General features: G+C 69.2%; 11 protein-coding genes and 1 riboswitch. Of the genes, 9 read left to right on the forward strand and 2 right to left on the reverse strand.

The features are described from left to right. From BR07_RS0100390 to araA, 7 genes are all read left to right on the forward strand, one after another. Positions 1-1,626, forward strand: a complete 1,626-nt coding sequence (locus tag BR07_RS0100390) for a sugar ABC transporter ATP-binding protein (protein WP_027503748.1) — start codon at positions 1-3, stop codon at positions 1,624-1,626. Then, positions 1,623-2,729 (forward strand): ABC transporter permease, encoded by a 1,107-nt coding sequence (locus BR07_RS0100395; protein WP_231476089.1) that lies wholly within the window; start codon positions 1,623-1,625, stop codon positions 2,727-2,729. Before BR07_RS0100390 ends, BR07_RS0100395 begins: the two co-directional genes overlap by 4 nt. Next, positions 2,726-3,769, forward strand: coding sequence for a galactofuranose ABC transporter, permease protein YjfF (yjfF, locus tag BR07_RS0100400; protein ID WP_037183810.1), 1,044 nt, complete (start codon positions 2,726-2,728; stop codon positions 3,767-3,769). The genes BR07_RS0100395 and yjfF overlap by 4 nt, the downstream gene beginning before the upstream one ends. Further along, positions 3,766-4,794, forward strand: coding sequence for a LacI family DNA-binding transcriptional regulator (locus BR07_RS0100405; RefSeq protein ID WP_027503751.1), 1,029 nt, complete (start codon positions 3,766-3,768; stop codon positions 4,792-4,794). The genes yjfF and BR07_RS0100405 overlap by 4 nt, the downstream gene beginning before the upstream one ends. Continuing rightward, on the forward strand, positions 4,791-6,473 hold the full coding sequence (gene araB, locus BR07_RS0100410) for a ribulokinase (protein WP_027503752.1): 1,683 nt from the start codon (positions 4,791-4,793) through the stop codon (positions 6,471-6,473). Before BR07_RS0100405 ends, araB begins: the two co-directional genes overlap by 4 nt. After that, entirely contained in the window at positions 6,470-7,147 is a 678-nt protein-coding gene (locus BR07_RS0100415) for an L-ribulose-5-phosphate 4-epimerase (protein ID WP_027503753.1), read from the forward strand. The genes araB and BR07_RS0100415 overlap by 4 nt, the downstream gene beginning before the upstream one ends. Before the next feature lie 79 nt (positions 7,148-7,226). Beyond that, positions 7,227-8,771 carry an L-arabinose isomerase gene (gene araA, locus BR07_RS0100420; RefSeq protein WP_051612913.1) on the forward strand — a complete coding sequence of 515 codons (1,545 nt, stop codon included), beginning with the start codon at positions 7,227-7,229 and terminating at the stop codon, positions 8,769-8,771. 9 nt (positions 8,772-8,780) lie between these two features. On the opposite strand, the gene BR07_RS0100425 is transcribed toward araA, so the two are convergent. Both BR07_RS0100425 and BR07_RS0100430 read right to left on the reverse strand, forming a co-directional pair. Beyond that, positions 8,781-9,533, reverse strand: coding sequence for an exodeoxyribonuclease III (locus BR07_RS0100425; RefSeq protein ID WP_051613033.1), 753 nt, complete (start codon positions 9,531-9,533; stop codon positions 8,781-8,783). A gap of 94 nt (positions 9,534-9,627) precedes the next feature. Further along, entirely contained in the window at positions 9,628-10,779 is a 1,152-nt protein-coding gene (locus BR07_RS0100430) for an MFS transporter (protein WP_027503756.1), read from the reverse strand. 296 nt (positions 10,780-11,075) lie between these two features. Further along, positions 11,076-11,194, forward strand: a riboswitch (SAM riboswitch). A gap of 227 nt (positions 11,195-11,421) precedes the next feature. Here BR07_RS0100430 and BR07_RS0100435 point away from each other — a divergent pair. Both BR07_RS0100435 and metX read left to right on the forward strand, forming a co-directional pair. Continuing rightward, positions 11,422-12,777 (forward strand): bifunctional o-acetylhomoserine/o-acetylserine sulfhydrylase, encoded by a 1,356-nt coding sequence (locus tag BR07_RS0100435; RefSeq protein ID WP_081821014.1) that lies wholly within the window; start codon positions 11,422-11,424, stop codon positions 12,775-12,777. Beyond that, the gene (gene metX, locus BR07_RS0100440; protein WP_051612914.1) at positions 12,774-13,925 is read left to right on the forward strand and encodes a homoserine O-acetyltransferase MetX; all 1,152 of its coding nucleotides are present in this window, start codon (positions 12,774-12,776) and stop codon (positions 13,923-13,925) included. Before BR07_RS0100435 ends, metX begins: the two co-directional genes overlap by 4 nt. Positions 13,926-14,007 lie beyond the last annotated feature (82 nt).

Raw genomic sequence — 14,007 nt, forward strand, 5'->3', positions numbered from 1 at the left:
ATGAGCACCGAGATGATCGTCCCCCCGCCGACCACGACGGCGACGGAACCGATCGTGGAGATGACGGACATCTCCATCACCTTCGGCGCCGTCCGTGCCCTCGACGGCGTCTCCCTGCGGCTCTACCCGGGCGAGGTCCACTCGCTGATGGGCGAGAACGGTGCCGGCAAGTCGACGTTGATCAAGGCGCTCACCGGCGTCTACCCGATCGACAGCGGCACCGTCACCGTCGACGGGACCGTGCACGAGTTCGCGAGTCCGGCGGCCGCTCAGGCCGCCGGCATCAGCACGGTGTACCAGGAGGTCAACCTCCTGCCCAACCTCACCGTGGCCGAGAACATGCTGCTCGGTCGCGAGCCGCGGCGGCTCGACCGACTGCTCGGCGGCACCGGCGGCGCGGTGCGCACCGTTCTCGACGCCGTGGGCGGTATCGACACCCGGGCGATGAACCGCCGCGCACGTGCGACGCTCGATCGACTGGGCCTCGCGGTCGATCCCGCGTCGGTGCTCGGCGATCACCCCATCGCCGTGCAGCAGTTGATCGCGATCGCTCGTGCGGTGGACGTCGACGCCCGCGTGCTCATCCTCGACGAGCCCACCTCCAGCCTCGACAAGGACGAGGTGGAGACCCTGTACGGGGTCATCGAGCGGCTGCGGGACGCGGGTACGGCCGTCGTCTTCGTCTCCCACTTCCTCGACCAGGTCTATCGCATCTCGGATCGCATGACGATCCTGCGCAACGGACGCCTGGTGGAGGAGCGGTCGGTGGCGGACACCCCGCAACTGACCCTGGTGGAACTGATGATCGGCCGGGAGCTCGACACCCTGCGCGAGTTGGACGACCGCGAGCCCACGGTGGTCGATCCCACCACCGAACCCGTCATGGAGGTGCTCGGCCTCGGCCGCAAGGGCGCCCTCGAGGCGACGGATCTCCGGCTGTACGCCGGGCAGGTCGTCGGCGTCGCGGGGCTGCTGGGATCGGGCCGCACCGAACTGGCGAGGTTGCTCGGCGGGGCGGACCGCGCAGATTCCGGCACCATCGAGATCCACTCCACCCGTCGACGTTTCCGCACACCACGCAACGCGGTCGATCGACGGGTCGCGCTCACCAGCGAGGACCGCAAGGCGGACGGCGTCGTGGGCGACCTGACGGTGGCCGACAACATGATGCTCGCGCTCCAGGCCACTCGTGGGTGGATGCGCCCGATCCCCCGCGCCACCCGCACCGCCCTGGTGGAGAAGTACATCACTGCACTCGACATCCGCCCCGCGGACCCGAACGCGTTGATGCGCAACCTCTCCGGCGGCAACCAACAGAAAGTGCTGCTCGCGCGCTGGCTCGTCACGGAACCGGAGATCCTGATCCTGGACGAGCCCACCCGCGGAATCGACATCGGCGCCAAGGCGCAGATCCAGGCTCTCGTGGCCGATCTCGCCGAACGCGGGATGTCGGTCGTGTTCATCTCGGCCGAGCTCGAGGAGATCCTGCGCCTCAGCGACCGCGTCGTCGTGATGCGCGATCACCACCTGATCGACGAGCGCGTCAACCGAGGAGTCTCCGTCGACGACGTCCTCGCGACCATCGCGGCGGGAACCCGCGCAGACGACAGGAGTTCCGAGGCATGACCGACACTCTGGGAGTACGACCGACGTCGACTCCCCCGCCACGGCCGGCGTCCGACGCCCCGGCCGGTCGCCGGACCCCGGGATGGATGTCGCACCCGGTCGTCTGGCCGCTGCTCGCCCTGATCGCGCTGATCGTCGTCAACGTCGTCGCGACACCGGACTTCCTCGACATCAGGATCGAGAACGGTGGCCTGTTCGGCAACGTCGTCGACATCGCGCGGAACTCCGCACCGCTCATCCTCGTCGCGGTGGGCATGACGCTCGTGGTCGCGACCCGCGGCATCGACCTGTCGGTCGGCGCCGTCGCCGTCATCGCGGCGGCCGTGGCCTGCACCCGTATCGCGGCCGCCCCGGACGAGGGCGCCGTCACCACCGTCGTCATGGCCGTCGTGTGGGCACTGGGAGCCAGTGTGCTGCTGGGCCTGTGGAACGGACTGCTGGTGTCGGTGTTCGGGATTCAGCCGATCATCGCGACCCTGGTCCTCATGGTGGCCGGCCGCGGCCTGGCCATGCTCATCACGGACGGTCAGATCACCACCGTGCAGGACGGGGCCTTCAGCTCGCTCGCCTCGGGGATTGTTTTCGGACTCCCCGTGGCACTGCTGATCGCGCTCGCCGTCGTCGTGGTGACCGCCCTGCTGACCCGCCGTACCGCCCTCGGCATGCTCGTCGAAGCGGTCGGCATCAATCCCGAGGCCAGTCGCCTCGCGGGAGTGAGCGCCCGCACGATCGTGTGGACCGTCTACGTCTTCGCGGCGACATGCTCCGGCATCGCCGGTCTCATCATCGCCGCCAACACCAACTCGGTGAACGCCAACAGCCTCGGTCTGTGGATCGAGCTCGACGCGATTCTCGCCGTGGTGATCGGCGGCACGGCACTCACGGGCGGACGCTTCTCGCTCGCCGGCACCGTGGTCGGTGCGCTGCTCATCGGCACCCTGACCCGCACCATCCCGAATCTCGGCATCCCCTCCGAGGCCAACTACCTCTTCAAGGCTCTGGTCGTCATCGTCGTCTGCCTCCTGCAGTCACCGCGTGCCCGAGCGTCACTGCTGGGCCTTCGACACAGGAGACCGACGACTCGAAAGGCGGCCCGGTCATGACCGATCTGCTGACACGCCCCCCGGCCACCTCCACCGCGCCGTCCCGCTGGGACCGCATCCGGCGCTATTCGCCGCCGAGCAGGTTCCTGCCGGTCATCGCCACCTTCGCGTTGCTCGTCGGCCTGTTCGGCGTCGGCGAGATGCGCTACCCCGGCTTCGCCGACCCGCAGCTGTTCCTCTCCCTGTTCGTCGACAACGCGTTCCTGATCGTCCTCGCTGTGGGCATGACCTTCGTCATCCTGACCGGCGGTATCGATCTCTCGGTCGGCTCCGTCGTGGCGCTGTCGACCATGATCGCGGCGCGCACACTGCAACTCGGCTGGTCCCCCGTCCTCGTCATCGCCGCCGTGCTGCTGTGCGGCACGCTGCTCGGCACCACGATGGGCGTATTGGTGCACTACCTCCAGATCCAGCCGTTCGTCGCCACGCTCGCCGGCATGTTCCTCGCCCGTGGTCTCTGCTACATGATCGGCGTCGAGTCCATCCCCATCACCGACGAGACGTTCAGCTCCATCGCGTTCGCCGTGATCGAGCTCCCGGGCGGCTACACCATCACGTGGAGCGTCGTCATCGCACTCGTGACCGTCGCGGTGGCGGCCTACGTCCTCGCATGCACCCGTTTCGGCCGGTCGGTCTACGGCATCGGCGGCAACGAGGCGTCGGCCGTGCTGATGGGACTGCGTGTGGCGGCGGTGAAGGTGGGTGTCTACTCGATCAGCGGTTTCTGCGCCGCGCTCGGCGGACTCCTGTTCGCGTTCTACGCCCTGTCGGGTTACAGCCTCCACGCGGTCGGCATGGAGCTCGACGCGATCGCCGCCGTCGTCATCGGTGGGACGCTGCTCACGGGTGGCCGAGGCTACGTTCTCGGCTCGGTCGTCGGTGTCCTCATCCTCGGTGCCATCCAGACGTTCATCGCGTTCGACGGGACCCTGAGTTCGTGGTGGACTCGGATCACGGTCGGAACACTGCTGCTCGTCTTCGTCGTCGCTCAGCGTCTGACCACGGTGCCGCGGGCCCGCTTCCGTCCGAGGCGAGCATGACCACCACGACCGGCACGGACGGTCGACCTCCCGTCATGGCCGACGTCGCCCGGCTCGCCGGCGTGTCCCATCAGACGGTCTCCCGAGTCATCAACGGACAGAACAACCTTCGTCCGGAGACTCGGGAACGGGTCCAGCGTGCCATCGACCAGCTCGGGTACCGGCCCAACCGGGCCGCCCGCGCCCTGGTGACGAAGCGGTCGGCCACCATCGGCATCATCGGCTCCAAGCTCGGATTCTGGGGCCCGAGCACCACCCACCGCACCGTCCAGAGCGCCGCCCGCGAGGCCGGTTTCTCGGTCAGCGCTGTCAGTCTCACGACCCTCTCGCGCGACGAGCTCGTCGACGCGATGCACCACCTGCACGACCAGGGCGTCGAGGGCATCGTCCTCATCGCCGCGACCGACGACGCGGTGGCCGCGGCGCGCTCCGAGGAGGCGGTGGTGCCCGTCGTCGTCGTGGAGGGCGATCCGCTGACCTCGCGCTGGACGGTCGGCATCGACCAGGTCGGCGGCGCCCGCCTGGCCACCCGTCACCTCGTCGATTCCGGACATCGACGCATCGCCCACCTCGCGGGTCCGCTGGGTTGGGCCGAGGCTCGCGCGCGCGAACAGGGGTGGCGGGAGGTCCTCGACGAGGCGGGGCTGCCGTGGACCCCTCCGCTCCGTGGTGACTGGTCCGCGCGCAGTGGGTTCGAGCGCGGCTCCCGGTTGGCGGCCGATCCCGACGTCACGGCGGTGTTCTGCGCCAACGATCAGATGGCGCTGGGCCTGCTGCGTGCGTTCCACGAGCACGGCCGTCGGGTGCCGGAGGACGTGAGCGTCGTGGGCTTCGACGACATCCCCGAAGCCGCCTATCTCATCCCTCCGCTGACGACGATCCGACAGAATTTCACCGAGGTGGGCCGACGCGCCATCGAGATCCTGCGAGCGGCGATCGACGGGACCGGCGGTCCCGAGACGCAGATCGCTCCGGAACTCGTCGTGCGCGCGAGCACCACCCGAGCCACAGGAGAACAGCCATGACGACGCCCGATCACGAGACCTACACCATCGGAGTCGATTTCGGCACGCTGTCCGGACGGGCCGTCGTCGTGCGGGTCTCCGACGGTGCCGAGCTGGGTACGGCCGTGCACGAGTACCGACACGGAGTCCTGGAGTCGACGCTGCCCGGCGGCTCCGTGCGACTCGGCGACGCCTGGGCCCTCCAGGTTCCCGACGACTACCGCGACGTGCTCCGCACCGCCGTTCCCGCAGCCCTGCGCGATGCCGGTGTCCCGCCCGACCGGGTGGTCGGCATCGGGACCGACTTCACGGCGTGCACGATGGTGCCCACGCTCGCCGACGGCACCCCGCTCGACGAGGTTGCCCAGTTCGCCGATCGGCCGCACGCCTACGTGAAGCTGTGGAAACACCATGCGGCGCAGGGCCAGGCCGATCGCATCAACGCCCTCGCCGCGGAGCGCGGCGAGGCGTGGCTCCCCCGCTACGGCGGATTGATCTCGTCCGAGTGGGAGTTCGCCAAGGCGTTGCAGATCCACGAGGAGGACCCCGAGGTCTACGACGCCATGGAGCGGTGGGTCGAGGCGGCGGACTGGATCGTCTGGCAGCTGTGCGGACGCTACGTCCGCAACGCCTGCACGGCGGGTTACAAGGGCATTCTCCAGGACGGCGAGTACCCGTCGGCCGAGTTCCTCACCGCCCTGGCACCCGGGTTCGCCGCGTTCGTCACCGACAAGCTCGACCAGCCGATCGGCGAACTGGGTTCTCGTGCAGGATCTCTGACCGCCGAGGCGGCCGCGTGGACCGGACTGCCCGAGGGAATCGCCGTGGCCGTCGGCAACGTCGACGCGCACGTCACGGCGCCGGCGGCCCGCGCCGTGGAACCCGGGCGCATGGTGGCGATCATGGGCACCTCCACCTGTCACGTCATGAGCGCCGACGTACTGCGGGAGGTTCCGGGGATGTGCGGCGTCGTCGACGGCGGCATCGTCGCGGGGTCCTACGGGTACGAGGCCGGGCAGTCCGGAGTCGGCGACATCTTCGGATGGTTCACGCGCACCGGGGTTCCTGCCGACTACCGCGACGCCGCCGCCGAGGCCGGCGAGTCGGTCCACGAGTACCTGACCCGGCTGGCGTCCGAGCAGGAGGTCGGCGAACACGGGTTGGTGGCCCTCGACTGGCACAGCGGCAACCGATCCGTCCTGGTCGACCACCGACTTTCGGGACTGTTGCTGGGTACAACTCTCGCCACCAGGCCCGAGGACGTCTATCGGGCACTGCTCGAGGCCACGGCCTTCGGCACGCGGGTCATCGTCGAGACCTTCCGCGCCAGCGGTGTTCCGGTCGAGGAGTTCGTCGTCGCCGGCGGACTGGCGAAGAACCCACTGCTGATGCAGATCTACGCCGACGTGCTGCGCATGCCGCTCTCGGTCATCGGGTCCGACCAGGGTCCGGCGCTGGGATCGGCGATCCACGCGGCAGTCGCGGCCGGCTGCTACGCCGACGTGCCCGTGGCCTCGAAGGCGATGGGCCGCGTGCACCGCGGCGCGTACCAACCCGACGAGGGCCGGTCGCAGGCCTACGACGCTCTGTTCCGCATCTACTCCGATCTTCACGACCACTTCGGACGTCAGGTGTCCACCATGCGCGACCTGCGGGCCCTCCGCGGCGACGTGCTCGACCGGAAGGCGGTTCGACGATGACCGTTCTCGACAGCGCTCGCGGCACCGTGGAGGCGGTCCGCGCCGAGGTGTGCGCGCTGCACGCCGAACTGGTGCGGTACGGACTGGTGGTGTGGACCGCCGGCAACGTGTCCGCTCGGGTCCCCGGCCACGACCTCTTCGTGATCAAGCCGAGCGGCGTCTCCTACGACGACCTCACCCCCGAGAGCATGGTGCTGTGCGATCTGCACGGCACCGTGGTCGAGGGCGATCACGCCCCGTCCTCCGACACCGCGGCCCAGGCCTACGTCTACCGCCACCTCGATCACGTCGGCGCGGTGGTGCACACCCACTCCCCCTACGCGGTGGCGTGGGCCGCCCGCGGCGAACCGATCCCGGTGGTCACCACGATGTGCGCCGACGAGTTCGGCGGCGACATCCCCGTCGGACCGTTCGCCGCGATCGGTGACGACTCGATCGGACGCGGCATCGTCGACACGCTGCGTGGCAGCAGGTCGCCCGCCGTGCTGATGCAGAACCACGGCGTCTTCGCGGTGGGCCCGACGGCGCGGTCCGCCGTCAAGGCAGCGGTGATGTGCGAGGACGTCGCACGGTCGGTGCATCTCGCACACCAGCTCGGCCGGCCGCTGCCCATCCCGCCGGACGCCGTCGACGCGCTGCACGACCGCTACCAGAACGTGTACGGCCAACGCTGAACCGCCGCAGCACTACTCGCTCCGCACCCGTCTTCACCCGCACTCGTTCCACCGCCTCTGCGGTGACCAGGAGGTTCCCATGTCAATCGTCGAAACCAGGTCCGCCCCGTCCCCCTCGCCCGCACCGTCCGGTGTCGCCCGACCCGAGGTCTGGTTCCTCACAGGCAGCCAGAGTCTGTACGGTCCCGAGACTCTCGAGCAGGTGGCGGTGCAGTCCCGCACGATCGCCGAGAAACTCGACGATGCACTGGGTGTGACGGTGGTCTGGAAGCCGGTGCTCCTCGACGCGTCGTCCATCCTGAACCGGATGCGCGAGGCCAACACGACCGACGACTGCATCGGGGTGATCACCTGGATGCACACCTTCTCCCCCGCCAAGATGTGGATCGCCGGCCTCGACGCCCTCGACGTGCCCCTCCTGCATCTGCACACGCAGGCCGGGATGTCGCTGCCGTGGTCGACCATCGACATGGAGTTCATGAACCTCAACCAGGCCGCGCACGGCGACCGGGAGTTCGGTCACATCCAGTCCCGCGTCGGTGTGCTGCGGACCACCGTCGCCGGACACGTCGACGATCCCGCCGTCGTCCGGCGCGTCGAACAGTGGACGTGTGCGGCGCGCGGTCGCGCCGACATGCGGTTGCTCCGGCTGGCGCGCTTCGGCGACAACATGCGCGACGTGGCCGTCACCGAGGGCGACAAGGTGGAGGCTCAGCTGCGGTTCGGTGTCTCCGTTAACACCTACGGTGTCAACGATCTCGTCGAGGTCGTCTCCGCGGTGGACGAGGCCGCGGTGTCCGCCCTGGTCGACGAGTACGTCGAGACCTACGACGTCGCGTCCGCGTTGCGGCCGGGCGGCGATCGACACGAGTCGCTGCGCTACGGCGCACGGGTCGAGGCGGGAATGCGACAGTTCCTGACCGAGGGCGGATTCGGCGCCTTCACCACGAACTTCGAGGACCTCGGCGGCCTGCGTCAGCTCCCCGGACTCGCGGTCCAGAGGCTGATGGCCGACGGGTGGGGCTTCGGCGGCGAGGGCGACTGGAAGACCTCGATGTTGTTGCGCGCCATGAAGACCATGGCCATCGGGCAGCCCGGCGGCACGTCGTTCATGGAGGACTACACGTACCACCTCGTGCCCGGCGAGGAGAAGATCCTGGGGGCACACATGCTCGAGGTGTGCCCGTCCATCACCACGGCGACCCCGACTCTCGAAATCCATCCGTTGTCGATCGGCGGGCGCGAGGATCCCGTACGACTGCGCTTCACGGCGGATCCCGGCGCCGGCATCGTCGTGGGCATCTCCGACGTCGGCGAACGGTTCCGCCTCACCGCCAACGTCATCGAGGTCGTCGAGCCGGACGAGGCGCTGCCCTCCCTGCCGGTGGCCTGCGCCGTGTGGAAGCCGCAGCCCTCGCTGTCGGTGTCCGCGGAGTCGTGGCTCACAGCCGGCGCACCGCATCACACGGTGCTGAGCACCGCGCTCGATCTGCCGGTACTGGAAGCGTTCTCGGACATGATCGCGGTGGAGCTGCTCACGATCGAGGAGGGCACCACCACACGAGACTTCCAGCGCACGTTGCGCTGGAACGCGGCGTACCACAGACTGGCCGCCGCGTTGTGAGCCGACCGGTCAGCGGTAGACGACGGTGACCGGTGCGTGGTCGGACCACCGCTGGTCGTAGGTGTCGGCCCGCTCGACCACGGCGTCCTTCGCGCGGTCCGCGAAGTCCCGGGTGGCCATCTGATAGTCGATGCGCCACCCGGCGTCGTTGTCGAAGGCCTTACCGCGGTACGACCACCAGCTGTAGGGCCCGTCGACGTCCGGGTGGAGCGCTCGCACCACGTCGACCCACGCTCCCGACTCACCGACGAGAGCGTCGAGCCAGGCGCGCTCGCTCGCCAGGAAGCCGGACTTGGTGCGGTTGCCCTTCCAGTTCTTCAGATCCCGTTCGGTGTGCGCGATGTTCCAGTCGCCGCAGACCACGTGGTGCTCGCCCGAGGACGCGAGCGCCGCGAGACGGTGCTCGAACGAGGCCATGAACCGTTCCTTGGAGTCCTGCTTCTCGGTGCCCACCTCACCGGACGGCAGGTAGAGACTGGCGACGGTGACGGCCGGATCTGCTCCGACTGCCGGGAAGCAGGCCTCGATCCAGCGCCCCGCGTCGTCGAACTCGGCGCTCCCGAACCCGACGACGGCACTGTCCGCAGGAACCCGCGACAGGATGGCGACACCGTTGCGGCCCTTCGCGGACGGCTCGGCGGACACGAGATGCCAGCCCTCGCCCAGCGCGGGAGTGAGGCAGGCGAGCAGCTCCTCGTCCGTCGCCCGCGTCTCCTGCAGGCAGACGATGTCCGCCGCGGACTGCTCGAGCCACTCGAGCATGCCCTTGCGCACCGCGGCGCGCACTCCGTTGACGTTGACCGACGTGATGGTGTGAGACACCGCAGCACCGTATCCGACAGGGCGGACAGGACCGTCAGGCGGCGAGACGAGCGTCGGTGCGACGCTGCATCGCCACCGACGTGGCCAGAACGGCGATGCCGGCGATCGCGAGACCGGCACCCACCACGGCCGGCGCCGTGTAGCCGAAGCCCGCGGCGATGACGGCGCCGCCGAGGGCGGCCCCCAGCGCGTTCGCGAAGTTGAACGCCGCGTGGTTGAGCGAGGCGGCGAGGGTCTGCGCATCGGCGGCCACGTCCATCAGTCGCGTCTGCAGTCCGGGCACGATGGCGGATCCCGATGCGGCGATGAGGAACACGACGATCAGAGCGGTCACCGGGTTGTGCGCCGCGGCGACGAACACCGCCAGGCTCACCGCGACGGACGTCATCGCCAGGAAGAGCCCGGGGACGAGCATGCGGTCCGCGATCCATCCGCCGGCCATGTTGCCGACCACCATGCCGAGGCCGTAGATCATCAGCGCCAGGGGCACCGCGGCCTTGGACAGACCGGCCACGTCCGTCAATGTCGTGGCGATGTAGGTGTACACGGCGAACATGCCGCCGAAGCCCACCATGCCCACGAAGAGGGTCATCCACACCTGCGTGCGCCGGAAGGCGCCCAGCTCGGTCCGCGGGTTCGTGGTGGGCATCGAGTCCAGTCGCGGCAGCCACACCGCGAGGGCGGTGACGGTGAGGGCACCGATGACGGCGACGATGCCGAACGCGCTGCGCCAGCCGAACGCCTGGCCGATCCACGTGGCCGCCGGCACACCGACGACATTGGCGACGGACAGTCCCATCATCACCATGGCCACCGACTTGGCACGCGCACCGGGATCGGCGAGGTGGGCGGCCACCAGCGCTGCCACACCGAAGTACGCGCCGTGCGGCAGTCCGGCGACGAAGCGGGAGGCCATCAGCTCGTGGAAGCTGGGCGCGAACACCGTGCCCAGGTTGCCGAGAGTGAACGCCACCATGAGGGCGAGAAGCAACGTCCGCCGCGGCACCCGCGCCGCGAGCGCGGCGATGACGGGCGCACCCACCACGACACCGACGGCGTAGGCGGAGATGAGGTGGCCGGCGCTGGGCTCGGACACCCCCATCGTGGTCGCCATCTCCGGGAGCAGGCCCATCGAGACGAACTCCGTGGTGCCGATGCCGAAACCGCCGAGCGCGAGCGCCAGCATCGCGACGCGTCGGCGGCGCACCCGCAGCCGATCCGCAGCGGGGTCCGCGGCAGCAGGGGGAAGGACGTCGAACGCGACGGAGGGGGGTGTCACGAGCTCACTTTCGGGTCTGCGCCCGTCGTCGATCGTTCATGATCGATTCAGAAGCGCTCGGGTGATCAACGACGACGGGCGCCCCGAGAGGCGCCCGATCACCTGACCAGTCTGACCGTCGGTAGGATCATTCGCCAATCGAACGATCGTGAGTTCGGCCACCCTCGTGCCGTCGACACCCGACCCGCTACCATTCCCGCCAAGGTCATGAGTGCCAGCATCGAGCCCCGGCTTGCTGGCCGGCAACCCTCCAACCGCGGTGGGGTGCCCCGGGTGATGACCGGGTTACTCGGCCCGCACGGGCCGAGAGCAAGCGCGGGCCCGTCTCCTCGGGCCCACCGACCGACGATCTCGGAGGTACCCATGTTCTCCCACCGACTGTGTTGTAGCCGGCGATAGGCCCCGACCCTTCTCTCCACGAAGATCGGCTCGCCTACTGCGCTCTGCACACGGTGAGGTGCCTCTCGTGCTGCGGGCGTGGCGGCTGCCGACGTGGACCCCACTCGAGCACTCCACTCGAGCACCACCCCCACGAGGAGCACGACACCCATGACCGATCACACTTCCGACACCGGTGCCACCGAGGGCGACGTCGTCGACGCAGCCGGAGCACCCGTCGAGGATCCGGCACTGAACTGGAGCTTCGAGACGCGGCAGGTGCACGTCGGACAGGTTCCCGACGTCACCACCCACGCGCGCGCCCTGCCGATCTACCAGACGACGTCCTACACGTTCGACAACACCGACCACGCCGCCGCGCTGTTCGGGCTCGCCGAGCCGGGCAACATCTACACCCGCATCATGAACCCGACGCAGGACGTCGTCGAGCAGCGCATCGCGTCGCTCGAGGGCGGCGTCGCCGCACTGCTCGTCTCGTCCGGCCAGGCCGCCGAGACGCTGGCGATCCTGAACATCGCCGAGACCGGCGACCACGTCGTCTCCAGCCCCCGTCTGTACGGCGGCACGTACAACCTCTTCCACTACACGCTGCCCAAGCTGGGCATCACCGTGTCCTTCGTGGACGATCCGGACGACCTCGACCAGTGGGAGAAGGCCGTCCGCCCCGAGACCAAGGCGTTCTACGGCGAGACCATCTCCAACCCGAAGAACGACATCTTCGACATCCGCGGAGTGTCCGACGTGGCACACCGCCACGGCATCCCGTTGATCGTCGACAACACCGTGGCGACGCCGTATCTGATCCAGCCTCTGAAGCACGGTGCGGACATCGTGGTGCACTCGGCCACCAAGTACCTCGGCGGCCACGGCACCGCGATCGCCGGCGTCATCGTCGACGGCGGTGGCTTCGACTGGACACAGGGTCGCTTCACCAATTTCACCACCCCCGATCCCAGCTACCACGGTGTGGTGTTCGCCGATCTCGGCGCTCCGGCCTTCGCACTCAAGGCCCGCGTGCAGCTGCTGCGCGACATCGGCGCGGCGGTCTCCCCGTTCAACGCGTTCCTCATCGGCCAGGGCATCGAGACACTGTCCCTGCGCCTCGAGCGACACGTGCAGAACGCGACGGCGGTCGCACAGTTCCTCGAGCAGCGCGAGGAGGTGACCAGCGTGAACTACGCCGGGTTGCCGTCCTCCCCGTGGTACGAGCGCGGACAGGAACTCGCCCCGCGCGGAGCGGGTGCCATCGTGGCGTTCGAACTCGCGGGCGGTGTCGACGCGGGCAAGCGTTTCGTGGATGCGCTGGAGCTGCACAGCCATGTCGCTAATATCGGAGACGTGCGTTCACTGGTGATCCATCCCGCGTCGACGACGCACTCGCAGTTGACGCCCGAGGAGCAGCTGGCCTCCGGAGTCACTCCGGGCCTGGTGCGACTCGCAGTCGGTATCGAGGGAATCGACGACATCCTGGCCGATCTGGAGAAGGGTTTCCGGGCCGCATCTTGACACTCGATCTCCACTCGCCTGCCCGTCCGTCGGCATTTCCGCCGGCGGACGGGCAGGTGGGCACCGTGCACATCGGCGACGTTCCCCTCGAGAGCGGACGCGTGGTTCCCGACGCGACGGTCGCCGTGCAGCGGTGGGGCGAGGTCTCGCCCGCGCGGGACAACGTCGTTCTCGTCCAGCACGCGCTCACCGGGGACTCGCACGTCACCGGACCGGCCGGACCGGATCACCCGTCGCCCGGGTGGTGGACCGGCATGGTGGGTCCCGGCGCACCCCTCGACACCGATCGCTGGTGCGTGGTGGCGACGAACGTGCTCGGCGGGTGCCGAGGTACCACGGGTCCCGCGTCGCTCGATCCGGACGGTGTCGCGTGGGGATCCCGATTCCCGGCCATCTCCATCCGCGACCAGGTGGCGGCGGAGCGCATGGTCGCCGACGCCCTCGGCATCGACCGCTTCGCGGCGGTCGTCGGCGGCTCCATGGGCGGTATGCGCACTCTCGAGTGGCTGGTCTCGTACCCGGACCGTGTCGCCTCGGCACTGGTGCTCGCCGTCGGTGCGCGCGCGTCCGCCGACCAGATCGGCACCCAGACCACGCAGATCGCCGCCATCACCGCCGACCCCGACTGGCAGGGCGGTGACTATCACGCCTCCGGTCGCGCTCCGCGTGCCGGACTCGCCGTCGCTCGGCGCATCGCGCACCTCACCTACCGCACCGAGCACGAACTCGACTCCCGGTTCGGCAACGAGCCCCAGATCGGCGAGGACCCGCTGAACGGCGGGCGCTACGCGATCGCGAGCTACCTCGAGCATCAGGCGACCAAGCTCGTCGACCGCTTCGACGCCGGGACCTACGTGCTGCTGTCGGAGGCCATGAACCGGCACGACGTGGGCCGCGGGCGAGGCGGGCTCGAGGCGGCCCTGGGGTCGATCCGCGCGCCCACCATCGTGGGCGGCGTCGACTCCGACCGGCTGTACCCCCTGCGGCAGCAGCAGGAGATCGCCGATCTGATCCCCGGGTGCGACGGGTTGCGCATCATCTCCTCGCGCGACGGCCACGACGGCTTCCTCACCGAACCCGACGCGGTGTCCACGATGCTAGTGGCCACCATGGCGTTGGCCTCCGACGCGCTCGCGGCGGAGGACTGACCCTCACGCTCCCCTGAGCTTGGCAACTCTCACAAAGAAACTTGGAGTCCTTGAGGACGAGGGAAATCAAGTTTCTGGTTTG

Source organism: Rhodococcus sp. UNC23MFCrub1.1, assembly GCF_000686025.1.
Classification (GTDB): domain Bacteria; phylum Actinomycetota; class Actinomycetes; order Mycobacteriales; family Mycobacteriaceae; genus Rhodococcoides.

What these genes read in the sequence shown, in the direction of transcription:
- BR07_RS0100395 (WP_231476089.1), top strand. Translation starts at nt 1,623, where the DNA reads ATGACCGACACTCTGGGAGTACGACCGACGTCGACTCCCCCGCCACGG.
- BR07_RS0100405 (WP_027503751.1), top strand. Translation starts at nt 3,766, where the DNA reads ATGACCACCACGACCGGCACGGACGGTCGACCTCCCGTCATGGCCGAC.
- BR07_RS0100425 (WP_051613033.1), bottom strand. Translation starts at nt 9,533, where the DNA reads ATGCTCGAGTGGCTCGAGCAGTCCGCGGCGGACATCGTCTGCCTGCAG.
- BR07_RS0100390 (WP_027503748.1), top strand. Translation starts at nt 1, where the DNA reads ATGAGCACCGAGATGATCGTCCCCCCGCCGACCACGACGGCGACGGAA.
- araB (WP_027503752.1), top strand. Translation starts at nt 4,791, where the DNA reads ATGACGACGCCCGATCACGAGACCTACACCATCGGAGTCGATTTCGGC.
- BR07_RS0100415 (WP_027503753.1), top strand. Translation starts at nt 6,470, where the DNA reads ATGACCGTTCTCGACAGCGCTCGCGGCACCGTGGAGGCGGTCCGCGCC.
- BR07_RS0100430 (WP_027503756.1), bottom strand. Translation starts at nt 10,779, where the DNA reads ATGCTGGCGCTCGCGCTCGGCGGTTTCGGCATCGGCACCACGGAGTTC.
- BR07_RS0100435 (WP_081821014.1), top strand. Translation starts at nt 11,422, where the DNA reads ATGACCGATCACACTTCCGACACCGGTGCCACCGAGGGCGACGTCGTC.
- yjfF (WP_037183810.1), top strand. Translation starts at nt 2,726, where the DNA reads ATGACCGATCTGCTGACACGCCCCCCGGCCACCTCCACCGCGCCGTCC.
- araA (WP_051612913.1), top strand. Translation starts at nt 7,227, where the DNA reads ATGTCAATCGTCGAAACCAGGTCCGCCCCGTCCCCCTCGCCCGCACCG.